This is a genomic window from Pseudomonas sp. Irchel 3A5 (assembly GCF_900187575.1).
In the GTDB taxonomy this organism is placed as follows: Bacteria; Pseudomonadota; Gammaproteobacteria; order Pseudomonadales; family Pseudomonadaceae; genus Aquipseudomonas; species Aquipseudomonas folii.
Map to the genome: position 1 here is coordinate 318,263 of NZ_FYDU01000008.1, position 24,096 is coordinate 342,358.

18 protein-coding genes are annotated in these 24,096 nt (G+C 57.8%); 9 read left to right on the forward strand and 9 right to left on the reverse strand.

The features are described 5' to 3' along the window. The first annotated feature begins 42 nt into the window (after positions 1-42). Together CKW31_RS15975 and CKW31_RS15980 are read left to right on the forward strand one after the other, a co-directional pair. The gene (locus CKW31_RS15975; protein ID WP_095096788.1) at positions 43-1,896 is read left to right on the forward strand and encodes a DUF4105 domain-containing protein; all 1,854 of its coding nucleotides are present in this window, start codon (positions 43-45) and stop codon (positions 1,894-1,896) included. A gap of 168 nt (positions 1,897-2,064) precedes the next feature. Next, the gene (locus CKW31_RS15980) at positions 2,065-2,562 is read left to right on the forward strand and encodes a GreA/GreB family elongation factor (protein ID WP_095096791.1); all 498 of its coding nucleotides are present in this window, start codon (positions 2,065-2,067) and stop codon (positions 2,560-2,562) included. A 146-nt stretch (positions 2,563-2,708) separates the two neighbouring features. Here CKW31_RS15980 and ettA read toward each other — a convergent pair whose 3' ends face one another. Continuing rightward, entirely contained in the window at positions 2,709-4,373 is a 1,665-nt protein-coding gene (gene ettA, locus CKW31_RS15985; RefSeq protein WP_095096794.1) for an energy-dependent translational throttle protein EttA, read from the reverse strand. A gap of 399 nt (positions 4,374-4,772) precedes the next feature. Here ettA and CKW31_RS15990 point away from each other — a divergent pair, with 399 nt between their 5' ends. Together CKW31_RS15990 and glyA are read left to right on the forward strand one after the other, a co-directional pair. Beyond that, positions 4,773-8,624, forward strand: a complete 3,852-nt coding sequence (locus CKW31_RS15990) for an EAL domain-containing protein (protein WP_371856753.1) — start codon at positions 4,773-4,775, stop codon at positions 8,622-8,624. 193 nt (positions 8,625-8,817) lie between these two features. Continuing rightward, positions 8,818-10,071 (forward strand): serine hydroxymethyltransferase, encoded by a 1,254-nt coding sequence (gene glyA / locus CKW31_RS15995; RefSeq protein ID WP_095096800.1) that lies wholly within the window; start codon positions 8,818-8,820, stop codon positions 10,069-10,071. Positions 10,072-10,293: 222 nt separating this feature from the next. On the opposite strand, the gene yjiA is transcribed toward glyA, so the two are convergent. From yjiA to CKW31_RS16010, 3 genes are all read right to left on the reverse strand, one after another. Beyond that, positions 10,294-11,271: a GTPase gene (yjiA, locus tag CKW31_RS16000; protein ID WP_095096803.1), complete on the reverse strand. Its 978-nt coding sequence runs from the start codon at positions 11,269-11,271 to the stop codon at positions 10,294-10,296. Between the two features lie 158 nt (positions 11,272-11,429). Further along, the gene (locus CKW31_RS16005) at positions 11,430-11,627 is read right to left on the reverse strand and encodes a YbdD/YjiX family protein (RefSeq protein WP_027902281.1); all 198 of its coding nucleotides are present in this window, start codon (positions 11,625-11,627) and stop codon (positions 11,430-11,432) included. A 19-nt stretch (positions 11,628-11,646) separates the two neighbouring features. Next, positions 11,647-13,722: a carbon starvation CstA family protein gene (locus CKW31_RS16010; RefSeq protein WP_095096806.1), complete on the reverse strand. Its 2,076-nt coding sequence runs from the start codon at positions 13,720-13,722 to the stop codon at positions 11,647-11,649. A 282-nt stretch (positions 13,723-14,004) separates the two neighbouring features. Here CKW31_RS16010 and CKW31_RS16015 point away from each other — a divergent pair, with 282 nt between their 5' ends. Then, the gene (locus CKW31_RS16015; RefSeq protein WP_095096809.1) at positions 14,005-14,373 is read left to right on the forward strand and encodes a PilZ domain-containing protein; all 369 of its coding nucleotides are present in this window, start codon (positions 14,005-14,007) and stop codon (positions 14,371-14,373) included. 288 nt (positions 14,374-14,661) lie between these two features. Here the strand turns inward: CKW31_RS16015 and radA are convergent, their stop codons facing one another. Next, positions 14,662-16,029: a DNA repair protein RadA gene (gene radA / locus CKW31_RS16020; protein ID WP_095096812.1), complete on the reverse strand. Its 1,368-nt coding sequence runs from the start codon at positions 16,027-16,029 to the stop codon at positions 14,662-14,664. 196 nt (positions 16,030-16,225) lie between these two features. Here radA and mscL point away from each other — a divergent pair, with 196 nt between their 5' ends. Next, entirely contained in the window at positions 16,226-16,672 is a 447-nt protein-coding gene (mscL, locus tag CKW31_RS16025) for a large-conductance mechanosensitive channel protein MscL (RefSeq protein WP_095096815.1), read from the forward strand. A 136-nt stretch (positions 16,673-16,808) separates the two neighbouring features. On the opposite strand, the gene CKW31_RS16030 is transcribed toward mscL, so the two are convergent. After that, positions 16,809-17,585 (reverse strand): ferredoxin--NADP reductase, encoded by a 777-nt coding sequence (locus CKW31_RS16030; protein WP_095096818.1) that lies wholly within the window; start codon positions 17,583-17,585, stop codon positions 16,809-16,811. A gap of 457 nt (positions 17,586-18,042) precedes the next feature. On the opposite strand from CKW31_RS16030, the gene CKW31_RS16035 reads away from it, so the two are divergent. Together CKW31_RS16035 and CKW31_RS16040 are read left to right on the forward strand one after the other, a co-directional pair. Next, positions 18,043-18,276, forward strand: a complete 234-nt coding sequence (locus CKW31_RS16035) for a LuxR C-terminal-related transcriptional regulator (protein WP_095096821.1) — start codon at positions 18,043-18,045, stop codon at positions 18,274-18,276. Between the two features lie 119 nt (positions 18,277-18,395). Beyond that, the gene (locus CKW31_RS16040) at positions 18,396-19,520 is read left to right on the forward strand and encodes a methyltransferase (RefSeq protein ID WP_095096824.1); all 1,125 of its coding nucleotides are present in this window, start codon (positions 18,396-18,398) and stop codon (positions 19,518-19,520) included. A gap of 182 nt (positions 19,521-19,702) precedes the next feature. Here CKW31_RS16040 and CKW31_RS16045 read toward each other — a convergent pair whose 3' ends face one another. From CKW31_RS16045 to CKW31_RS16055, 3 genes are read right to left on the reverse strand one after another with little or no spacing between them, the layout of a single operon-like run. Then, positions 19,703-19,873, reverse strand: a complete 171-nt coding sequence (locus CKW31_RS16045; protein ID WP_049827148.1) for a DUF2474 domain-containing protein — start codon at positions 19,871-19,873, stop codon at positions 19,703-19,705. Between the two features lie 55 nt (positions 19,874-19,928). Beyond that, entirely contained in the window at positions 19,929-20,936 is a 1,008-nt protein-coding gene (gene cydB / locus CKW31_RS16050) for a cytochrome d ubiquinol oxidase subunit II (RefSeq protein WP_095096827.1), read from the reverse strand. 3 nt (positions 20,937-20,939) lie between these two features. Beyond that, on the reverse strand, positions 20,940-22,379 hold the full coding sequence (locus CKW31_RS16055; protein WP_095096830.1) for a cytochrome ubiquinol oxidase subunit I: 1,440 nt from the start codon (positions 22,377-22,379) through the stop codon (positions 20,940-20,942). A gap of 448 nt (positions 22,380-22,827) precedes the next feature. Here CKW31_RS16055 and CKW31_RS16060 point away from each other — a divergent pair, with 448 nt between their 5' ends. Beyond that, positions 22,828-24,075, forward strand: coding sequence for an MFS transporter (locus CKW31_RS16060; RefSeq protein ID WP_095096833.1), 1,248 nt, complete (start codon positions 22,828-22,830; stop codon positions 24,073-24,075). Positions 24,076-24,096 lie beyond the last annotated feature (21 nt).

Consider the following 24,096-nt stretch of genomic DNA (forward strand, 5'->3'; position numbering starts at 1 on the left):
GACTTCCCGATCCCCTGACGATCTCTTGAATAGTTGCTTTCCATGCTCAAACGCCTTGTGTATCTGGCGCTCTGCGTCTGCACCCCGCTGTCCGCCGCGCAACACGCGAGCGATGAACGTTTGCAGCAACTGGCCAATGAGCCATTCTGGATTTCATTAGGGCATTACGAGACCGCCAAGCTGGGTGGCTGGCGCAGCTATGTTGACGACCCGAAATTCTTTCTCTCGGCCAACGGTGAACACGACCCGAAGGCGGAGCTGAGCGCCACCGTTGATGCCCTCTATGCCCCGGCAAGCGCGGGCGAGAAACACGCCCAGTGTGTTTATCCGGCACGGACACGCTGGCTGAAGGACCAATTGCAGCTCAAAGACCTGCCAGCCGTAGAGTGCAAAGAGTTCACTCAGTGGTTCAAGGACGTTGCACCCGACAGTGCCGTGATGATCTTCCCCGCCGCTTACCTGAACAGCCCTTCGTCCATGTTCGGCCACACGTTGCTGCGCATCGATCAGGCTGATGTAAAAACCAACAACACCGCCCTGCTCAGCTATGCGATCAACTTCGGTGCCTACATCGAAGGCATGGACAACAGCATTCTGTATGCATGGAAAGGGCTGGCGGGCGGTTATCCCGGCCTGTTCGCGCTGGTGCCTTACCAGGAAAAACTGTCGGAATATCGCAGCCTGGAAAATCGCGATCTGTGGGAATACCACCTCAACCTGACCCCGGAAGAAACCGGGCGCATGGTTGAACACGTCTGGGAGTTGAAGCAGATCCGCTTCGGCTACTTCTTCTTCGACGAAAACTGCTCTTATCGTCTGCTGGAACTGCTGCAGGTTGCCCGCCCCGGCTTGAAGCTGACCGAGCAATTCCCGTTGACCGCTATCCCGACCGATACCGTCAAGGCCGTCAAAGCCGCTGGCCTTGTCGACAAGATCGACTACCGCCCTTCCCGCGAGCGCGAACTGCTGGAGCGTGCAAAGCCGCTGAACAGTACCGAGCAGCAATGGGTACTGGACGTCAGTGCCGATCAGAAGCAACTGCAAAATCCTGAATACCTTGCTCAACCTAAAGAACGCCGTGCGTTGATTCAGGATGCCGCGTATCGCCTGGAGCGCTACCGCGCCAATGGTCAGGAGCGTGATGCCGGACGCGCTCAGCGCAGTTTCGAGCTGCTGCGGGCGATCAATCAGAACCCGCCGCCTGCACTGGACATCCAACGGCCCGGTTTACCCGAAGACGGTCATGAATCCCGGACATGGCAGGCTGGCGTCGGTACCCGTGATGACAAGGCCTTCGCCGAGTACGGGCTGCGCATGGCGTATCACGACCTTAATGACAATGCCTATGGCTTCCCGCTGGGGGCGCAGATCGAGATTCTGCAGCTCAAGCTGCGCCAGTACGAAGGCAACCACTGGCAGTTACAGCAGCTGGATCTGGCGACGATTCGTTCGCTGACGCCACGCAATGCGCTGCTGCAACCCTGGTCGTGGCAAGTGACCGGAGGTCTGGAGCGCGTGCTCGGTAAGCACGGCGATGAAACACTGGTTTCCCATGTGAACGGCGGCGCAGGCGGCACCTGGCAGTTGGGCGAGGACGTGTTGGGTTTTGCGCTGGGCACGGTTCGTGTCGAGCACAATAATGACTTTGCGGAGTTCATCTCCCCCGCTGCAGGTTTCAATACCGGTGTGCTGTGGCGTAACCCGTTGGGCAATCTGAGCCTCGAAACCAAAGGCGACTATTTCACCAACGGCGAGGTTCGCCGCAGCATCAGCCTCAACCAGCAATGGGAGCTGTCACGCAACCTCGGCCTGCGCCTGAGCGCCCAGCGAGAGTTCAGCCAAATGAGCTCACCGCAGAACGAAGTGATGCTTGAGGTGAAGTGGTATCACTATTGATTGATAGGCGGTGCGAGTACCTGTAGGGGCTGCCGAAGGCTGCGAAAGCATTCATCCTGACACGCATCGCAGCCTTCGGCAGCTCCTACAGGGAATAACATCTGCGTAATAATCAACGAAACTTATCCCCCGCGCCCATGGCCCAACCTTCATTAGAGGAGAAAAGTCATGAGCCGCGCCTTCGTCAATGAAGACAATGCCGCTGCGGATGCCGACCAGCCGGTCGAGCGCCTGATCAGCGAGCAACCCAATTACGTTACCGCCAGTGGTCTGGAGCATTTGCAGCGCCGCGTCGCCGAACTTCAGGCCCATCACAGTGAGATCGCTGCGCTGGATCAGGACAACGACAAACAGCACCTGGCAGATCTTGAGCGTGACCTGCGTTACTTCAATCAGCGCCTGCAAAGTGCGCAGGTGGTGACTCCTGCTATTTCTACCGAGAAGGTTCAAATCGGCAGCTGGGTGACCTATGCCGATGAAGACAACACTGAACATCGCGTCCAACTGGTCGGCGAGGATCAGGCTGATGCCGCCGCAGGTTTGATTAACTGGGCCTCGCCGCTGGGCCGTGCCTTGATGGGCGCGCAGCTGGGCGACGAAGTGCTGTGGAAGCGCCCGGCCGGGGATCAGGATATCGAGATTATTCTGATTGAACCGGATGTTTAGGTACGCCCACCGGTAGGAGCGAACTTGTTCGCGAGGCGATGCGCCTGACACACCCGGTCGTCTGTCTCGCGAACAAGTTCGCTCCTACCGGCGGCCGCAAAAAAAACGGAGCCCGAAGGCTCCGTTTTTTGTACCGCCTGAATAAATCAGGCCAGTTTCTTGTGGCGTACGCGGTGCGGCTGGGCTGCTGCTTCGCCCAGACGCTTTTTGCGGTCGGCTTCGTACTCGGTGTAGTTGCCTTCGAAGAACACGGCCTGCGAATCATCTTCGTAAGCGAGGATGTGGGTCGCAACCCGGTCCAGGAACCACCGATCGTGAGAGATCACAATGGCGGCGCCAGGGAAGTCCAGCAGCGCTTCTTCCAGCGAACGCAGGGTTTCCACGTCGAGGTCGTTGGACGGTTCGTCGAGGAGCAAGACGTTGCCGCCTTCCTTCAAGGTCAGCGCCAGGTGCAAGCGACCACGCTCACCGCCGGACAGGTCCTTGACGAACTTCTGCTGATCGCCACCCTTGAAGTTGAAACGGCCAACGTAAGTGCGTGACGGGATTTCGTAGTTGCCGATGCGGATCTGGTCGGAACCGTCGGAAATCTGCTGGAACACAGTCTTGCTGCCATCCAGGTCGTCACGGCTCTGATCAACGCAAGCCAGTTGCACGGTTTCACCGATCTCGATGGTGCCCGAGTCCGGCGTTTCCTTGCCCATCAACATGCGGAACAGGGTCGACTTACCGGCACCGTTACCACCGATCACACCCACGATCGCGCCCTTGGGCATGGCGAACGACAGGTTGTCGATCAACACACGATCGCCGTAACCCTTGCTGACGTTCTTGAATTCGATGACCTTGTCGCCCAGGCGTGGACCGGCCGGGATGTAGATCTCGTTGGTTTCGCTGCGCTTCTGGAATTCCTGCGATTGCATTTCTTCAAAGCGTTGCAGACGAGCCTTGGATTTGGACTGGCGCGCCTTGGCACCTTTACGAACCCATTCCAGTTCTTCTTTCATGGCCTTTTCATGGGCCGACTGCTGCTTGGATTCCTGGGCCAGACGATCGGATTTGGCTTCCAGCCAGCCCGAATAGTTGCCCTCGTAAGGAATGCCTGCGCCGCGGTCGAGTTCCAGAATCCAACCAGCGACGTTATCCAGGAAGTAACGGTCGTGCGTGATCGCAACCACGGTACCCGGGAAATCGTGCAGGAAATGTTCAAGCCAGGCGACAGAATCGGCGTCCAGGTGGTTAGTCGGTTCGTCGAGCAGCAGCATGTCCGGAGCGGACAGCAGCAGACGGCACAGGGCAACACGACGTTTCTCGCCACCGGATAGCACTTCAACTTTCGCATCCCATGCTGGCAAACGCAGCGCATCGGCGGCGACTTCCAGCTGGCGATCCAGGTTGTGGCCATCGGAGGCTTGCAGGATGGCTTCCAGCTTGGCCTGCTCGGCAGCCAGCTTGTCGAAGTCCGCATCCGGGTCTGCATATTCTGCATAGACTTCATCAAGGCGCGCCTGAGCGTTCTTGATCACACTGACCGCTTCCTCGACCACTTCACGCACGGTCTTGGTCGGGTCCAGCTGCGGCTCTTGCGGCAGATAGCCGATGTTCAGTTCAGGCATCGGACGCGCTTCACCGTCGAACTCGGTATCAACACCCGCCATGATTTTCAGAAGTGTGGACTTACCCGAACCGTTCAGACCGAGGACGCCGATCTTGGCGCCCGGGAAGAACGACAGGGAGATATTTTTGAGAATTTCCCGCTTCGGCGGCACAACTTTGCTCAGCCGATGCATGGTGAATACGTATTGGGCCATGGGATGAAAACCTGGTTTTATGACTGTTGAATAGAGACGCGAGCTTGGCGCTACGACGCAAAAAAGCGTTTTATTTGTCGACGGCACTTGCCGTTGGACGGTTCCACGCCTTGAATTATCTACATCGCAGGATGAGAGCGCCGTGGAACCAGATCAAAGTTTGCAAGCAGTGGAGTCACTCATGCAGGAATCGGCAGAGGCTGCGCGTTGGGCAAAGCTACCCGAATGCGGGCTTGAGGGCAAACCATCTGAGCCAGCGGGGCTGGCACTTAGCCACAACTCAAGGCATGCTAGCCGCCCTTTGGGCGTAGGCATATAGTGCGCCCCGCATTGGCGGCAGCGCAGCCCGGTGCAATCGTTTTCAAACAGCCTGTTCCAGTCCAGTAGTCAGGATCAATGTTGCCAACATCAACTCACCCGTCTCAATCGAGCACAACCAGGAGCACAACAGCGGTGCCTTTGCGCGGGTCATTGAAAGGCATGCTGGCAGCGCTGGTGTTGATGATGCTTGCGCTGATTTTTTGGCAGTTGATTGATCAGTACCAACAGAACCAGGATCGCCAGCGCCAGCGCAGTCTCGACTACAGCGCGCAGTTGGCGGACCGCCTGAGCCTGAACATGGAGCTGAGCGCTCAAGTGGCGCTCAATTTGCTGAGTCTCAGCAGCCAGCAGGCGCCTCAGGGCCCGGAGCAGGAAATACAGCTGCTGAACAATTTGCGTCATTCGCTGCCCTCGCTGCGCAGCATCGCGTGGCTGGACGCAAGCGGCAAGGTAACCACTGACAGCCTGGACGCTTCCACCGACACCTTGTTTATCAAGCAGATGGTCCAACAAGCCATGGGCCGGCCTTTTTACTACGACAACAGTGAAGATGGCTCGCAGATCTATCTGCTGATCCGTTATCCCGGTGAAACCAACCAGGGCTATTGGGCGTTGCGTTTGAGCCCGGACGTTCTCAAACCTCTTACACGTCAGACACGCCAGGGTTTCCAGCCACTCTGGCGGCTGGAGAACCGCTCCACTGATCGCCTGCTATTCCGTGACAAAACCATCGAGAATGAACCGGTGGTGAGCAGCATTGGCGAAATCGAGAGCGTGCTGCTTCAGCCTCTGACCAACAGTAACTGGCAATTACGCGGCCAGTTCGACGTCAGCAAGGCGCGGGAGCAGTTGCTCGGGCCATTGATCGGCAAATGTGTGATTGGCCTGCTCTGTTCGATCCTGCCGTTATTCGCGCTGTTCAGCCTGCGCCGACGCCAGCGTCAGCTGCACGAAAGCAGACGCCGCTATCAGGATATTTTCGAAGGCGCTGGCGTCGCCATCTGCGTGCTGGATATGTCGGCCCTGCCAGGCTATCTCGAGACGCTGCAGATCGATAACAGTCAGCAACTGAACGAGCTGCTCAAGGCCCAGCCTGGGCAACTCAACGCGCTGTTGCGCAAACTGCGCATTACCGAAGTCAATCAGGTCGCCTTGAGCCTGCTCAACGTCCAATCCAGCGAAAAGGCGTGGCAGCACGTCATAGAAGGCGGCCAGCGCGGTCAGCACGGTATTGGCGAGCAATTGATCCACGCGGTACTGGCCCGAAAAAACCAGCTGGAAATCGAGATCCGCCTGACTCGGGACCGCGGCGAAGATCAACACCTGTGGCTGGTGGTACGTCTGCCTGAAGACCGTGAAGACTTTAACGCCGTCATCCTGAGCATCGGCGACATCACCAGCCGCAAGCGGGTCGAGCTGTCGCAGCAGGAACGCGAAGGGTTCTGGTCGAATGTGGTGCGCACTGTCCCGGACCATCTGTATGTGCAGGATGTCCTCAGCCAACGAATGATCTACAGCAACCACAACCTCGGTCAGACACTCGGATACAGCAAGACTGAACTGCTGCGCATGGGCGAGTTTTTCTGGGAAATGCTGCTGCACCCCGACGACGCCGAGTGTTATCAGGACATGCGCCTGCGCCAGCGTCACCGTGGACACAGCGAACTTCTGCAATGCCAATTACGCTTCCGTGCCCGTGACAGTAAATGGCGGCGTTACGATATCCGTGAACAGGCCCTGTCCCGGGATAGTGATGATCAGGTCACGCACATTATCGGCGTTGCCAAAGACATCACCGAACAGCTGGAAGCCAGTGAATCCCTGCGTGACAGCGAACAGCGCTACCGCATGCTGGCCGAAAGCATCAGCGACGTAATTTTCTCCACCAACAGCAAACTGACGCCCAATTACGTCAGCCCTTCAGTCCAAGGCGTGCTCGGTTACAGCGCTGAATGGATTCTCAAGCACGGCTGGAAATCCACCGTCGCCAATCCGCAGCAACTGGCAGGCGTGTACGCGTTGATGGATCGCATCCGCAAAGTACTGAAAAAGCCGGAAGCACTGGCCGCCCTGCGCCACGAAATACCGACTCAACTGTTCCTGTTCGACTGCCTGCGCGCCGACGGGCGAAAAATCCCTATTGAACTGCGTCTGGTACTGGTCTGGGACGATCAGGGTGCGTTCGAAGGCATCCTTGGCGTGGGACGTGATATCAGCCAGCAGCGCCGGGCCGAAAAAGACCTGCGTATGGCCGCCACCGTATTCGAGCACTCGACTTCAGCCATCCTGATTACCGATCCGGCGGGCTACATCGTACAAACCAACGAGGCATTCAGCCGGGTCAGCGGCTACACAGCCGCACAAGTGCTCGACCAGTTACCAACCCTGCTGACCGTCGATAACCAGCAGGAAGCGCACTTGCGCTACATCGTCAAACAACTGAATCAGCACAGCAGCTGGGAAGGCGAAGTCTGGCTCAAACGTCGTAATGAAGAACATTACCCGGCATGGGTCGGCATCACGGCGGTACTGGATGATGAAGGCGATCTGGCCAGTTACGTCTGTTTCTTCACCGATATCAGCGAGCGCAAGGCCAGCGAGCAACGCATCCATCGCCTGGCCTACTACGACGCCCTGACCCACTTGCCAAACCGCTCGCTGTTTCAGGATCGCCTGCACTCAGCGTTGCAACATGCCGAGCGGCAAAACGCCTGGGTCGTGTTGATGTTCCTCGATCTTGACCGCTTCAAGCCGATCAACGACTCCCTGGGACACGCGGCCGGTGACCGCATGCTCAAGGAAATGGCCACGCGCCTGCTGGCGTGCGTCGCCGATGACGACACGGTTGCCCGCATGGGCGGAGACGAATTCACCTTGCTGCTGCAACCGAGCCCGACCCGGGAGCTCGCCCTGAACCGCGCCATTCACGTTGCCGAGCAGATCCTGACCAGCCTCGTCACGCCGTTCGTCCTTGAGGGGCGGGAGTTCTTCGTGACCGCCAGTATCGGCATCGCGTTGAGCCCTCAGGACGGTAACGAACTGAGTCAGTTGATGAAGAACGCCGACACCGCGATGTATCACGCCAAGGAGAACGGCAAAAACAATTTTCAGTTCTATCAGGCCGACATGAACGCCTCAGCGCTGGAACGTCTGGAGCTGGAAAGCGATTTGCGTCATGCACTGGAGCAGCAGGAATTTACCCTGTTCTACCAGCCCCAGTTCAGCGGCGACGGCAAACGCCTCACTGGGGCCGAGGCTTTGCTGCGCTGGCACCATCCACGTCGCGGGATGGTCTCGCCAAACGAGTTCATCCCCGTACTTGAAGAGCTCGGTCTGGTGGTGGAAGTGGGCGACTGGGTGCTCACCGAGGCCTGCAAACAGCTCAAAGCCTGGCACAGGGCCAAGGTGCGCGTGCCCAAAGTTTCGGTCAACATTTCTGCCCGTCAATTTGCTGATGGCCATTTGGGTAACCGGATTGCCAATATTCTTCAGGAAACAGGCCTGCCCCCTGCCTGCCTCGAACTGGAGCTGACCGAAAGTATCCTGATGCGCGAAGTAGGCGTTGCGATGCAGATTCTCGACGGCCTCAAGCGCCTGGGCCTGAGCATTGCGGTAGACGACTTCGGCACCGGCTATTCATCGCTGAATTACCTCAAACAGTTCCCCATCGACATCCTCAAGATCGACCGGACCTTCGTTGACGGTCTGCCTTCGGGCGAGCAGGACGCACAGATCGCCCGCGCGATCATCGCCATGGCCCACAGCCTCAACCTGGCGGTCATTGCCGAAGGCGTCGAAACCCACGAACAGCTTGAATTCCTGCGCGAGCACGGCTGTGATGAAGTACAAGGCTACCTCTTCGGCCGACCGATGCCACCCAGCCGGTTCGAAGCGCAGTACAGCAATGACACGCTGTTCATGTTTGATTGAGAGGGACAGCTACAAGCTACAAGCTACAAGCTACAAGCTACAAGCAAGGGCAAAAGCAGAACGGCTTTTGCTTGAAGCTTGCAACTTGTAACTTGAAGCTGCTTCTAGACAACATGACTGCGTTTCATATCACTCCAGAAAGCGCTTGGGGTAGAATGCCCCCCTTTTCTGCCCCCGATCCCTGAGGACCGCCATGTTCAGCCGTGATTTGACTCTCGCCAAGTACGACTCCGATCTCTTCGCCGCGATGGAGCAAGAAGCCCAGCGCCAGGAAGAGCACATCGAGCTGATCGCTTCGGAAAACTACACCAGCCCAGCGGTGATGGAAGCTCAGGGTTCGGTCCTGACCAACAAATACGCTGAAGGCTACCCAGGCAAGCGTTACTACGGCGGCTGCGAATACGTTGACGTGGTTGAGCAACTGGCCATCGACCGTGCCAAAGAGCTGTTCGGCGCAGATTACGCCAACGTTCAGCCGCACGCCGGTTCGCAAGCCAACAGCGCGGTTTATCTGGCACTGCTGCAAGGCGGCGACACCATCCTGGGCATGAGCCTGGCCCACGGCGGTCACCTGACCCACGGCGCCAGCGTCAGCTCGTCGGGCAAACTGTACAACGCCGTTCAATACGGCATCGACGCCAACGGCATGATCGACTACGACGAAGTCGAGCGCCTGGCCGTTGAGCACAAGCCAAAAATGATCGTGGCGGGCTTCTCTGCCTACTCGCAGATCCTCGACTTCCCGCGCTTCCGCGCTATCGCTGACAAGGTTGGCGCTTACCTGTTCGTCGACATGGCCCACGTAGCCGGTCTGGTTGCTGCTGGCGTTTACCCGAACCCGGTACCGTTCGCTGACGTCGTGACCACCACCACGCACAAGACCCTGCGCGGTCCACGTGGCGGCCTGATCCTGGCTCGCGCCAACGCCGACATCGAGAAGAAGCTCAATTCCGCTGTTTTCCCGGGCGCACAAGGTGGTCCACTGGAGCACGTGATTGCCGCCAAGGCCGTCTGCTTCAAGGAAGCGCTGCAGCCTGAGTTCAAGGCATATCAGCAACAAGTCGTGAAAAACGCCAAGGCCATGGCCGGTGTGTTCATCGAGCGCGGTTTCGACGTCGTTTCCGGCGGTACTGAAAACCACCTGTTCCTGCTCTCGCTGATCAAGCAGGACATCTCCGGTAAAGACGCAGACGCTGCCCTGGGCCGCGCCTTCATCACCGTCAACAAAAACTCCGTACCTAACGATCCACGCTCCCCGTTCGTGACTTCCGGCCTGCGTTTCGGCACTCCAGCCGTCACCACTCGCGGCTTCAAAGAAGCAGAGTGCAAGGAACTGGCTACCTGGATCTGCGACATCCTGGCTGACTTGAACAACGAAGCCGTGATCGACGCAGTACGTGAAAAAGTAAAAGCCATCTGCGCCAGACTGCCGGTATACGGCGCTTAATCAGCCCCGTTGCAGCAGTAACAAAAAGCCCCGGTTCGCAAGAGCCGGGGCTTTTTTGTGGGTGAAAATAGCTCGATATCGGAAGGCAAACATCGGACCTGTAGGAGCTGCCGAAGGCTGCGATAGTGGCGTGCCAGGATTATTGCTTTCGCAGCCTTCGGCAGCTCCTACAGAAAGTGCATTTCAATTCCATAAATCTTATTTTGTTTGATGGAAGGCCGTTCAGCCTGCGACTTTGGCAAACCCAGCCCGGATCTTCTCTTCCGGCAGTTCATCAGCGATAAAAACAATCACGCTTTCGCGCTTTTCGCCTTCAGCCCACTCCGTATCCCAGTCAAAGCCATACAGCTTCAGTACGCCCTGAAACACCATACGCCTGGGCTCGCCCGCGATGTTCAGCACGCCTTTGTAGCGCAACAACTGTGGGCCATGCTCTTCGAGCAGCTCGTTCATGAACTCGCTGAGCTTGTCGATATCCAGAGGCTCGTCGGTGCGCAGGACGAGGCTCGAAATGCGATCAATGGAGCTGCCCGCCGGAGCCAGCGGACGCAAGGTCATGCCGCCGCCCAGATCAGCATTCAGGTTGAAACCCCGCACGTCCAGCAGCTCGGCCAGATCGATCTTTCCGTGCTCCACCACACGGATCGGCGCGCGGCGGTTGATGCGGGTCAAGCGTGCGCTGAGTGCGTCGAAGGTGGCGTCGTCCACCAGATCACGCTTGCTCACCAACAGGCGATCAGCAAAGCCGATCTGCGCCTGAGCGATGGTCTGCGCCAGATGCGTCTCGGCGTTGGCCGCGTCCACCAGCGTGATAATGCCATCGAGGATGTAGCGCTCGCGCAGCTCTTCGTCAATGAAGAAAGTCTGTGCGACAGGCGCAGGATCAGCCAGGCCGGTGCACTCGATTACCAGACGGTCAAACGCAATCTCGCCGCTGTCCAGACGTTCCAGCAGCAGGAACAAGGCCTTGGTCAGGTCGGTGTGGATGGTGCAGCAGACGCAGCCATTGGACAGGGTCATGACTTGCACCGGCTCAGCGCCCAGTAACTGGGTATCGATACCGGCATCACTGAATTCGTTTTCGATCACGGCGATTTTCAGGCCGTGCTCAGTCTTGAGCAGATGACGCAGCAACGTCGTCTTGCCCGCGCCGAGGAAGCCGCTGAGGACAGTGACGGGAATGGGTTGCGGGGTGGTCATGGATGCTCCTGTCATTTCAAACAACACAAAAAACTGTGGGAGCGGTGCTTGCCCGCGATAAGGCTGGATGCGATTCACTTTAGATCGCGTCCAGCCTTATCGCGGGCAAGCACCGCTCCCACAGGTTAACTGATGCAGTGGATCAAAAATTCAATTCATCAACAGCATTTAGGCCCACCCTTGCCGCCGTAACGGGCTTCCTGGCGTTCCCGGAAGAACGTTTCGTAATCCATCATCGGTTTGTCAGGGTGTTTGACCTGCATATGCGCGACATAATTGTCATAGTCAGGCATGCCCACCATCAGGCGCGCTGCCTGACCGAGGTATTTCCCGAGGCGACTCAGGTCGTTGAACATAGGCAGATCCTCTCGTCTTTCAAACGTTGGTCGGAGTCGTCAACGCCTGGAAAGGCGCTTCCTTGTCCGTACGCTCTTTGTTGCCCCATGCCGCGACGCCGACTTTCAGCGCGTAGAACAGGATGCTGAACACCACGAACAGGAACAGAATCGTCAGCGTCGCGTTGGTGTAGGCATTGAAGATCACATGCTGCATCTGATCCATGGTCTTGGCTGGAGCCAGAATCTGACCCGCATCAGCTGCCGTGCTGTATTTCTTGGCCAGGGCCAGGAAACCCACGGCAGGGTTGCTATCGAACAGCTTAATGAAGCCAGCCGTCACGGTGCAGATCAGCAGCCAGGTCGCTGGCAGCATGGTCACCCAGATATAACGTTGACGTTTCATTTTGATCAGCACAACCGTCGCCAGCATCAGCGCGATACCTGCCAGCATCTGGTTAGAGATACCGAACAGCGGCCACAAGGTGTTGATGCCGCCCAGTGGATCGATCACGCCTTGATACAGCAAGTACCCCCACAACGCCACGCAACCGCCGGTGCCGATGGCATTGGCCGTCCAGGACTCGGTGCGTTTCAGGGCTGGAACAAAGCTGCCCAACAGGTCTTGCAGCATGAAGCGACCAGCACGCGTACCGGCATCAACCGCCGTCAGAATGAACAGCGCCTCAAACAGGATCGCGAAGTGGTACCAGAACGCCATGGTGCTGGCACCCGGCAAGGCCTGATGGAGGATTTGTGCGATACCCACCGCCAGAGTCGGCGCACCGCCAGCACGGGCCAGAACGGTGTTCTCACCAATATCCTTGGCAACTGCGGTCAGTTGTTCAGGTGTGATCGCAAAGCCCCAACTGCTGACAGTCTGGGCCACAGTCACCACATCACCGCCCACGATTGCCGCCGGGCTGTTCATGGCGAAGTAGATGCCAGGCTCGATCACCGAAGCCGCAACCATGGCCATGATCGCCACGAAGGACTCCATGAGCATGCCGCCGTAACCGATGTAACGGGCGTTGGTTTCGTTATCCAGCAGCTTCGGCGTAGTACCGGAAGAAATCAGCGCATGGAAACCGGACACCGCACCACACGCGATGGTGATGAACAGAAACGGAAACAGTGTGCCTTTCCAGACTGGGCCGGTACCGTCGGTGAACTGGGTCAGCGCAGGCATTTTCAGCTCAGGCGCAAGAATCAGGATGCCGATCGCCAACGCCACGATGGTGCCGATTTTCAGGAAAGTTGACAGGTAGTCGCGCGGAGCCAGCAGCAGCCAGACCGGCAACATGGCTGCAACGAAACCGTACCCAACCAGCATCCAGGTGATCTGCACGCCGGTGAAGGTGAACATCGGCGCCCACTCAGGACTGGCGGCAACCATGCCACCTACCCAGATCGACAGCAGCAACAGCACCACGCCGATGACCGAGATTTCCCCGATGCGGCCCGGCCGGATGTAGCGCATATAAATGCCCATGAACATCGCAGTCGGAATCGTCGCCAGTACCGTGAACATACCCCAAGGGCTTTCAGCCAACGCTTTGACCACGATCAGCGCCAGCACCGCGAGGATGATGATCATGATCAGGAAGCAGCCGAACAGCGCGATAGTGCCGGGGATACGGCCCATTTCTTCACGCACCATGTCGCCCAGCGAGCGACCATTACGGCGTGTGGACAGGAACAGGATCATGAAGTCCTGCACCGCACCGGCCAGTACCACACCGGCAATCAGCCAGAGCGTGCCAGGCAGGTAGCCCATTTGCGCAGCCAATACCGGCCCGACCAGAGGTCCGGCGCCAGCGATAGCAGCAAAGTGGTGACCGAAAAGAATGTGTTTGTTGGTCGGCACGTAGTCCAGACCATCGTTGTTGACCACGGCTGGAGTGGCCCGCAGCGGGTCGAGCTGCATGACATGCCGGGCAATAAACAGACTGTAATAGCGATAGGCAACGAGGTAGATGGCGACCGCAGCGACCACGATCCACAAGGCGTTGATTGCTTCTCCGCGGCGCAAGGCCACGACCCCCAGGGCACATGCCCCGATAATTGCAACGATTAGCCAAGGCACATGGCGCAGGAGGCTATTATTATTTTTCATTTTTTATATTCCAGCAGATGACTGAAAGGCCAGCTACGCGAGTTTAGCTGCGCCGCAGCGAAAGGCCACCCCAACCAAGGTCTAGAGCGTAAAAGAAACGTTTCACTTAAAAACGCCCATTGAACCAGTTCACAAGACGCGGCTCGAAAGGCGGACGAAGTGTAAATCAGGGCCTGAAAGCTATCCGGAAAGCAGGATCAGGACTATCGTCGTTACAGGCGACGCCTCGACAGGCGTTTAAACGCTGACAGCACGTCACACGATTCCAAGAGAAGTGATTCGATGACCGACTCCAACGATGACCGCCGACGCTTCAAACGCATCGCCTTCGATGCGAAAACCACACTCAGCCAGGGCGACCGCAACTGGCAGGTCCAACTGGTGGACCTCTCCCTCAAAGGCATGCTCATCGAGCGCCCCGAACCCTGGGACGCCGATACCGAACAGGCATTCAACGCCGATATCAAGCTGAGCAACGAAGTGCATGTGCAAATGGACGTGAGGCTGGCTCACGATGATAACGGGCAGTTAGGGTTTGTCTGTGAGCAGATAACCCTGGATTCCATCAGCCATTTGCGAAGGCTGGTTGAACTGAACCTGGCTGATCACGATGAGCTGGAGCGTGAGTTGGCGGCGCTGATTGAGGTGTAAGGATCTGCATGGTTTTTAGCTGTATGAGATCGCCCGCTGTCCCTGACACCGCGCTGTCTCGCGGCAAACATAGGACCTGTAGGAGCTGCCGAAGCTGCGATAGCGGTGTATCAGGAGAAATGCTTCGCAGCCTTCGGCAGCTCCTACAGAAAATGCATTTCAATCCAGTAGATTGAATGTTGTTTGATGAGCGCGCTTGCCCGCGATTACGGTATTTCAGGCGCAGCTGTTTATCGGATGTACGGGCCTCATCGCGGGCAAGCGCGCTCCTACAGAGCCTCTCGAACGTTATTCAAACAACGCATCCAGCGCCTGTTCCAAGCGGGTGACTGCAATGACCTGCAACCCCGGCGGCGCCTCTTTCGGGGCGTTGCCCTTAGGGACGATCGCCCGTTTGAAGCCGTGTTTGGCGGCTTCCTTGAGACGTTCCTGACCGCTCGGCACCGGGCGAACTTCGCCGGACAGCCCTACTTCACCAAACACCAGCAAATCATGAGGCAATGGACGGTTACGCAGACTGGACATCACCGCTGCCATCAGCGCCAGATCCGACGCGGTCTCCAGGACTTTGACACCGCCCACCACGTTGAGGAAAACATCCTGATCGTGAGTCGGAATGCCGCCATGTCGGTGCAGCACAGCCAGTAGCATCGCCAGACGGTTCTGATCCAGTCCCAGCGTCACGCGACGTGGATTGGACATATGGCTGTCATCCACCAGCGCCTGAACCTCCACCAGCATCGGGCGCGTACCTTCCCAGGTCGCCATCACCACACTGCCCGGCACTTCTTCCTGAGCTCGGGTCAGAAAGATCGCCGACGGATTCGAGACCTCTTTGAGCCCCTTGTCCGTCATGCCGAAAACGCCCAGCTCGTTGACCGCGCCGAAACGGTTTTTCACTGCGCGAAGCAAACGCAGACGGCCATCGGATTCGCCTTCGAAATACAGAACCGTGTCCACCATGTGCTCAAGCACGCGTGGCCCCGCCAATGCGCCCTCTTTGGTGACGTGGCCTACCAGAAAAATCGCGGTGCCACTCTGTTTGGCATAACGCACCAGCAAGGCCGCACTTTCCCGGACTTGTGAAACGCCGCCCGGAGCGGATTGCAGCTGTTCGGTAAAAATCGTCTGGATCGAATCGATCACCATGACCTTGGGCTTTTCGACCTTGGCGGTGGCGATGATATTTTCGATGCAGGTTTCGGTCATGACCTGCAGCTTGTCCTGTGGCAACCCCAGACGACGGGCGCGCATCGCGACTTGCTGTTGGGATTCCTCGCCTGTCACATACAGAGCGGGCATGCGCTCGGCAATGTTGCACAGGGTTTGCAGCAGAATCGTGGACTTGCCGATCCCCGGATCACCGCCGATCAGCACCACCGAGCCATCGACCAGACCACCGCCCAATACCCGGTCCAGCTCGGCCGAGTTGGTGGAGAACCTCGGGATTTCCTCGACACTGACCTCGGCCAGCGTACGGATCTGGGTCTGCTGCCCGGTCCAGCCTGAGCGGCCGCTGGGTGGCGCAGCGCTGCCGCTTTCCAACACGGTTTCCACCAGTGTGTTCCAGGCGCCGCATTCGCTGCACTGCCCGGCCCACTTGGGAAAAGTCGCACCGCACTCAGTGCAGCCATACAAGCGTTTGGCCTTGGCCATGACAACCCCATCGGTAAAAGTTGGCAATCATAACGCAGCTGCTGCCAGCGCGTCGGTAAGCATGCGGCGCTGCCTTTTTGAGGAAATTCATAAAACTTCGTCAGAAAAGCCCGGTCGATTGCAGGGTGCCCAGCGCAACGCGTGCAGCTGACTTACACTGCATTGGACAAATCTCATCAGTTACAAGGAAAGACCCATGAGCGTACTAAGCGAGTTCAAAGCCTTTGCCGTCAAAGGTAACGTGGTCGATATGGCCGTCGGTATCATCATTGGTGCGGCATTCGGCAAGATCGTTTCGTCGTTCGTCGGCGATGTCATCATGCCGCCTCTCGGGCTGCTGATCGGCGGTGTGGACTTCAGTGACCTCGCCGTTATCCTCAGACCTGCAGAAGGTACGGCCCCTGCGGTAGTGCTGGCTTACGGCAAGTTCATCCAGACAGTTATCGACTTCATCATTGTCGCCTTCGCCATTTTCATGGGCGTAAAAGCGATCAATCGCCTCAAACGCGAAGAAGCCAAGGCCCCAACCCTGCCACCCACGCCAACCAAGCAGGAACTGCTGCTCGGTGAGATTCGTGACCTGTTGAAGGAACAGCATCAGCCGTCGGCACCGATTACCGTGGATCCGAAGCATCCGGTCTGACAGGAATAGCTGGCTCGCTTTTGTGGGTGCGGTGCTTGCTCGCGATAAAGTCACGGTGATTTAACTGTAAAATCGCGGCGTTCTTATCGCGGACAAGCACCGCTCCCACAGGGAACAGCGCCCAGCCCTCACCCTGTTACCAGTAATTCTCCACCACAACCTGCCCTGGCCGCCGTGTCAGGTTCAGGTTCATGTCGCGCGCTTTAAGCAACGCCCGGGTGTCTTCGATCATTTGCGGGTTGCCGCAGATCATCACTCGCGAGTGTTCGGGGTTTAACGGCAAACCTGCTGCGGCCTCCAGCTCACCACTTTCAATCAGCTGAGTAATCCGGCCATTCAACGCGCCAGGGACTTGCTCGCGAGTGACTACCGGCACATAGACAAGCTTGTCGGCGTACTCAGCCAGGTAATCACGCTCGGTGAGTCCGGCAATCAGCGGTTGATACGCCAATTCCTTCGCCTCGCGGGCGCTGTACACCAGAACGATACGATCAAATTTTTCCCACACCTCGAAGTCCTGAAGAATCGACAGGAACGGCGCGACGCCGGTGCCTGTGGATAACAACCAGAGGTCACGGCCGTCGGTAAATCTGTCCACCGTCAGATAACCCGTGGCGAGCTTTTCGACGAACAGAGTGTCACCTTCACGCAAGCGGCTCAGCTCGCTGGTGAACTCGCCTCCCGGCACAACAATGGAGAAAAACTCCAGAAACTCGTCGTGGGGTGAGGACGCCATTGAATACGCACGCCACACGATGCTGCCGTCGGCCTTGCCGACACCCAAACGCGCAAACTGCCCGGCCGTAAAGCGAAAGCCCGGGTCGCGAGTGGTGCGCAGTGTGAACAGGCTTGGGGTCAATGGCGTCACGCTGAGCAGCGTCTGGCGGGTGTATTTTTCTTCACTGGCGGTCATGGTCGATCCTGACTCCTGCACATAAACGGAGGTGCCCAGTGTCCCGCAAAGTGCAGTGGATAAACACCGCTGGTTTGTAGTGGCATACTTATCATCGATAACCGGACTCATGGCATAACACGACCATTCGACCTTACGCCGGCCCCACTGGCCATCCATTTGCCGAACTGCACCGCGGTGTCCCGCCACGCGGTTATCCAAACCGCGTTTCAACTCAGACAGGCGCGGTTAGATCATTTGTCTCTTGAGCGTATAGCCATACCTGCAGCTGGAGTTCAAAGACCTCTCTGGACCCGGCTGTGTAGCGAGTCGCGAATTCTTTTTCCACTCATGAGACAAAACGCCAGCATTCCATCTGTCTGCAGTGCCGCTGCGCCGGATTTTCGCATCTGGATTTTTTCTACACTTAGAAACGTAACCCACGGACAAAAGCTGGACCGACAGGAAGGCAAAAAAAATGGGGACCCAATCCTTAGAGGCGCTGCACAGTTACGGCATGAAGAAACTGACTGCCAGGGAAATAGAGATACTGAAATGGACGGCTGAAGGAAAAACTGCGGCGGACATCGCCATTATTCTGTGCATGAAAGAACGTACAGTGCATTTTCACGTGGCCAACGCGGTGCAAAAAATGGGCGCATGCAACAAAACCTCAGCGGTGGTCCAGGCGGCACTGAGCGGAATGTTCTGACTAACGACGCAAGGACAGGTACCCCGCGGCAAAAAGCACGTAAAATCACCCGCCTTAGCCAGCCCATCGCTTCACGGGCCTCGGTGACCAATCGTCGATTGTCCAGAGTTTTCCCGCCCATGCCGTTGCTTGATACCCCGCTCGCCCAACTTGACCTCATCCGCCAACCGGAACAGCAAGACGAACCGCTGCAGGCGTTCGACGCTGCCGATGAATACCTGCTCAACTATGTGGCGGAGCATGGCCTGACGCTGCAAAGCAAAGTGCTGGTACTCAATGACAGCTTCGGCGCGCTGGCGGCCAGCCTTGCTCAGCATGCGGCCGTCACCAGCAGCACCGACTCCTGGCTCGCGGCGCATGGTTTACAGAAAAACCTCGTACGCAACGGCATGGCCTATGATGCGGTCACTTTAGTCCCCGCCAGTGAAGCAGTAGTCGGCCCGTTCGACTGGGTGTTGATTCGCGTGCCGAAAACCCTCGCGCTGCTTGAGGAACAATTGATTCGCCTGCAAGGCCAACTGGCTCCCGGCGCTCGTGTCGTCGCTGCTGCAATGATCAAGCACTTGCCGCGCTCAGCGGGCGAGTTGCTGGAGGAGTACATCGGCCCGGTCAGCGCTTCTCTTGGGGTGAAAAAAGCCAGGCTGCTGTTCGCAACGCCTGAGCTCAAAAAGAACGCTCCGTCGCCCTACCCGACACGCTACAAACTGGACGAACCGGCTATCGAACTGGTGAATCACGCCAACGTGTTCTGCCGTGAGGGTCTGGATATCGGCACTCGCGCGTTCCTGCCCCATCTGCCAAAAAACCTGGGCAGCGCACGAGTTGCCGACCTCGGCTGTGGCAACGGTGTATTGGCGATTGCCAGTGCCCTGGCAAATCCTCAGGCGCATTACACGCTGGTTGATGAGTCGTACATGGCGGTCCAGTCAGCGGAGCAGAACTGGCGTACGGCATTGGGCGAACGAGAAGTGATCTTGCGTGCCGACGACGGTCTGGCGGGGCAGGAACCTGACTCCCTCGACGTGGTGTTGTGCAACCCGCCGTTTCATCAACAACAAGTCGTCGGTGACTTTCTGGCCTGGCGCATGTTCCAGCAAGCACGCGCTGCGCTGGTGCCGGGTGGCGCGCTGTACGTGGTGGGCAACCGTCACCTGGGTTATCACACCAAACTGGCGCGCCTGTTTCGCGGTGTAGAGCAAGTGGCGGCCACGCCGAAGTTTGTGATCCTCAAGGCGCGCAAGTAAACAGTGATCCTGTAGGAGCTCACGAGCACCGCGAGGCAGCGATGGCGGTGTGTCAGACAGATCGCTATCGCGGCCTCGCGGTGCTCGTGCGCTCCTACAGATTCGATATCCAAATGGCAAAAAAAACCCTCCAGTGGAGGGTTATAAAACCGCGTCGATGGGACGCAGGATGGGATTTTTAATCAGTGGGTCGTCAGACCCGCAGCGTTCATGAACAGTCGCAATATGCTTGCGACGATGAACAGTGCAAATACGCTCGCAGCCCAGATACCGGCCAGCCACGCCAGACGTTGCCACAGTGGCTTCTTCAACGCCGGGTCTTGCTCTTCATGAAAAGATTCTTTGCCAGACATCGCCAGTCTCTCCTCTATCGATAGCCCCAGCGCCGAGCGCTGGGGCGGTCATCTGCTAGTGGTAACCGTCTTCGTGGGTCACCTTGCCGCGGAACACGTAGTAGCTCCAGAAGGTGTAAACCAGAATCAACGGGATGATGAACAGCGTACCCACCAGCATGAAGCCCTGGCTTTGCGGTGGCGATGATGCATCCCAGATCGAAACCGACGGCGGGATGATGTTCGGCCACAGGCTGATACCAAGACCGCTATAACCAAGGAAAATCAGCAGCAGCGTCAGCAGGAATGGCGTGTAGTTAGCGTTGCGCGCCACGGCCTTGAACAGACCATACATGGTGATCAGCACCAGAACCGGGACTGGCAGAAACCAGAACAGATTCGGCAGCGTGAACCAGCGGGTGGCAATGTCAGGGTGCGCCAGCGGCGTCCAAATGCTTACAACACCAATCACTACCAGCAAGGCGGTGGCCAACGGACGCGCCAGGTTATGCATGGCTTTCTGCAAGGCACCTTCGGTCTTCATGATCAGCCAGGTGCAACCCAGCAGCGCATAAGCGACGATCAGCGCCAGACCGCAAAACACGGTGAACGGCGAGAACCAATCCAGATCACCGCCCGCGAACTGGCGATTGACCACCGGAATACCGTCAATGAACGCGCCCAGTGCCACGCCCTGAAAGAACGTCGCAGTCAGAGAGCCGCCAATGAAAGCCTTGTCCCACAGGTGACGTTTTTCATCGGTTGCCTTGAAACGAAATTCGAAAGCAACACCGCGGAAAATCAGACCGACAAGCATCAGCATCAGTGGCAGGTAGAGTGCCGACAACACCACCGAATAAGCCAGCGGGAATGCGCCGAACAAACCGGCGCCACCCAATACCAGCCAGGTTTCGTTGCCGTCCCAGACCGGCGCAACCGTGTTCATCATTACATCGCGGTCGGTCTTGTCCTTCATGAACGGGAAGAGAATCCCGATGCCGAGGTCGAAGCCGTCCATCACTACATACATCATCACGCCGAAGATGATGATGATTGCCCAGATGAGTGGAAGATCAATTCCCATGACTCAGTTCCCCTTGCCCAGACTGTCGAGATTGTCGCCATCTTCAGCGCCTTCAACAGCGGCGGAGAGTGGACGGGCGGGTGTACGGTTCTGACCTGGGCCACCTTCTGGAACATGCTCGACGTAGGCTTTCGGACCTTTGCGTACCAGACGCATCATGTAACCAAGACCGGCACCGAACAGCACGAAGTAGACCACCACGAACATCACCAGCGTGATGCTCATTTGCGTAACGCTGTGTCCGGATGAAGCATCGGAAGTCCGCATCAGGCCGTAGACGACCCAAGGCTGACGGCCGATTTCAGTGGTGAACCAGCCCGCCAGGATCGCGATCAAGCCGGACGGCCCCATCCACAACGCCAGATACAGAAACGCTCGGGATTTATAAAGCGTGCCGCGTTTGCGCAGCCAGAGGCTCCACAGACCGGTGAAGATCATCAGGAAGCCGAGACCCACCATGACCCGGAACGACCAGAACACGATGGTGGAATTCGGACGGTCTTCCGGTTTGAATTCCTTGAGGGCTGGTACTTGCTTGTCCAGGCTGTGAGTCAGGATCAGGCTGCCCAGGTACGGAATTTCAACCGCGTACTTGGTGCGCTCTTCCTTCATGTCCGGCAAGCCGAACAGGATCAACGGCGTGGGCTCGTCACCGACGTTTTCCCAGTGGCCTTCAATCGCTGCGATTTTCGCTGGCTGGTGTTCAAGAGTGTTCAAGCCATGGAAGTCACCAACCACCGCTTGTACGGGAGCGACGATCAGGGCCATCCACATTGCCATGGAAAGCATTTTGCGAATTTGCGGGGTGTCACGGCCACGCAACAGATGCCACGCAGCAGACGAGCCGACAAAGAATGCCGTTGCTACGAATGCCGCGATGGACATGTGCAGCAAGCGATACGGGAAGGACGGGTTGAACACCACGGCGAACCAGTCAGTCGGGATCACACGGCCGTCGATGATTTCGTAACCTTGTGGGGTCTGCATCCAGCTGTTGGAGGACAGAATCCAGAAGGTAGAGATCAGGGTGCCGATGGCGACCATGACCGTAGAGAAGAAGTGCAGGTTGCGCCCGACGCGGTTCCAGCCGAACAGCATCACACCCAGGAAACCGGCTTCGAGGAAGAAGGCTGTCAGCACTTCGTACGTCAGCAGCGGCCCGGTGACGGCTCCGGCAAAGTCGGAGAAGCGGCTCCAGTTGGTACCAAACTGATACGCCATGACCAAGCCGGATACCACGCCCATACCGAAGTTGACGGCAAAGATCTTCGACCAGAAATGGTAAAGGTCTCGGTAGACGTTGTTGTGGGTCTTGAGCCACAGGCCTTCCAGCACCGCCAGGTAACTTGCCAGACCGATGGTAATGGCAGGGAACAGGATGTGGAACGAGATGGTAAACGCGAACTGAATTCGGGCGAGCTCAATTGCATCCAAACCGAACATTGGGTTTTCCTCTATCAGGTGATACGGCTGGTGACTCGAGGTCAGCAGCCACTGCCCCCCACTGGTAAGGAGCGCGGCAGGTTGAAAACGTTCTGGGTGGTGGACGAAAAAAGGCTCAGCCCTTTCCATCGGCCCATTGCGCAACCTTGAAGTCCGTCAAGCCGCCTGCCGTTTCTTTTGCCTTGTGGGCATTGACGCAGATCAACCGACTGTCAAAGAGTAGTCCCATTTCAGCCTCTCGGACGTGTGGTCTTTTGCCGCGTGGCGAGTTGTCTCACCGCTCTGCAGCCCTGCTTTGCAGGCACATGAGAAGAATTTTCATTGCCACGGGCTATGACTGTGACGCAAAAAAACCTTCAGATCTGGATCCAATCTGACCGGCTTTTCATGCAACTAACTGTTACAAACTGATAATCTGGCCGCTCTCTCCTGCCTGGCTGTTGTGCTCATGCCGACTCAAGCCCCAGTGTTACTGCGCCACCATCGCCCGTTCGTCGCTTTCTGGTTTGCCCGTATATTTACCGCCAGCGGTTTCCAGATGCTGACGGTGGCCATAGGCTGGAATCTCTACCAGTTGACCGGCAACGTGCTGGACCTCGGGCTAGTGGGTCTGGTGGAGTTTGCGCCTCGTGTGCTGTTCATGCTGCACACTGGGCATGTGGCAGATCGGTACGATCGCCGTAAAGTGGCCGCGATTTGCCAGACCGCGCAGGCGTTTATTGCACTGGCGCTGTTCATCGGCAGCAGCACCGACAGCGTCACGCGGGAGATGATCTTTATTCTGGCCTTCGCGCTAGGCGCCTCTCGCTCTTTTGAAATGCCCACCACTCAGGCTTTGCTGCCGAGCATCGTGCCCCCTGCCCTGTTCCCTCGGGCAGTGGCAGCAGCACAATCGGCCCAACAATCGGCAACCATCGTCGCTCCGGCGCTGGGCGGTTTTCTGTATGCGTTCGGCAGCAGTTGGGTGTACGGGCCTACAGTGCTTCTTTACGTCATCGCCTGCTCGCTGATGCTCAGCCTTCCCGCCCGACAGACGCCGCTGAACAAGAACAAAGCCACGCTGGACTCGCTGCTGGCCGGGATTCGCTTCATCCGCAGCCGTCCGGACGTACTCGGCGCAATTTCGCTGGACCTGTTCGCGGTGCTGCTGGGTGGCGCCACCGCGTTGTTGCCGGTGTTTGCCAAGGACATTCTGCTGACTGGTCCGTGGGGGCTGGGCATGCTGCGCTCGGCTCCAGCGGTTGGCGCATTAGCGATGTCGCTATGGCTTGCGCACTTCAACGTCGAGCGGCACGTGGGCCGTGTGATGTTCACCGCCGTCGGCGTGTTCGGCGTGGCGACCATCGCGTTTGGTCTGTCGACATCGTTCTGGTTTTCCATGGCAGTGTTGGTGGTGCCCGGCGCAGCGGACATGATCAGCATGGTGATCCGCGCATCCTTCGTGCAACTTGAAACCCCTGATGAAATGCGCGGCCGGGTCAGCGCGGTCAACGGGCTGTTCATTGGCGCTTCGAATCAGTTGGGTGAGTTTGAATCCGGCCTGACCGCGCACTGGTTCGGCGTGGTTCCGGCGGTGGTGATGGGGGGCGTTGGCACTCTGGCGGTAACGGGTATCTGGATCAAACTGTTCCCGACCCTGGCCAACCGCGACCGCATGAGAGATGTCGTGGCGGAGGCGGAAGAGCAAAAGGTGTAGGGTCGCAGGGAACCTGTAGGA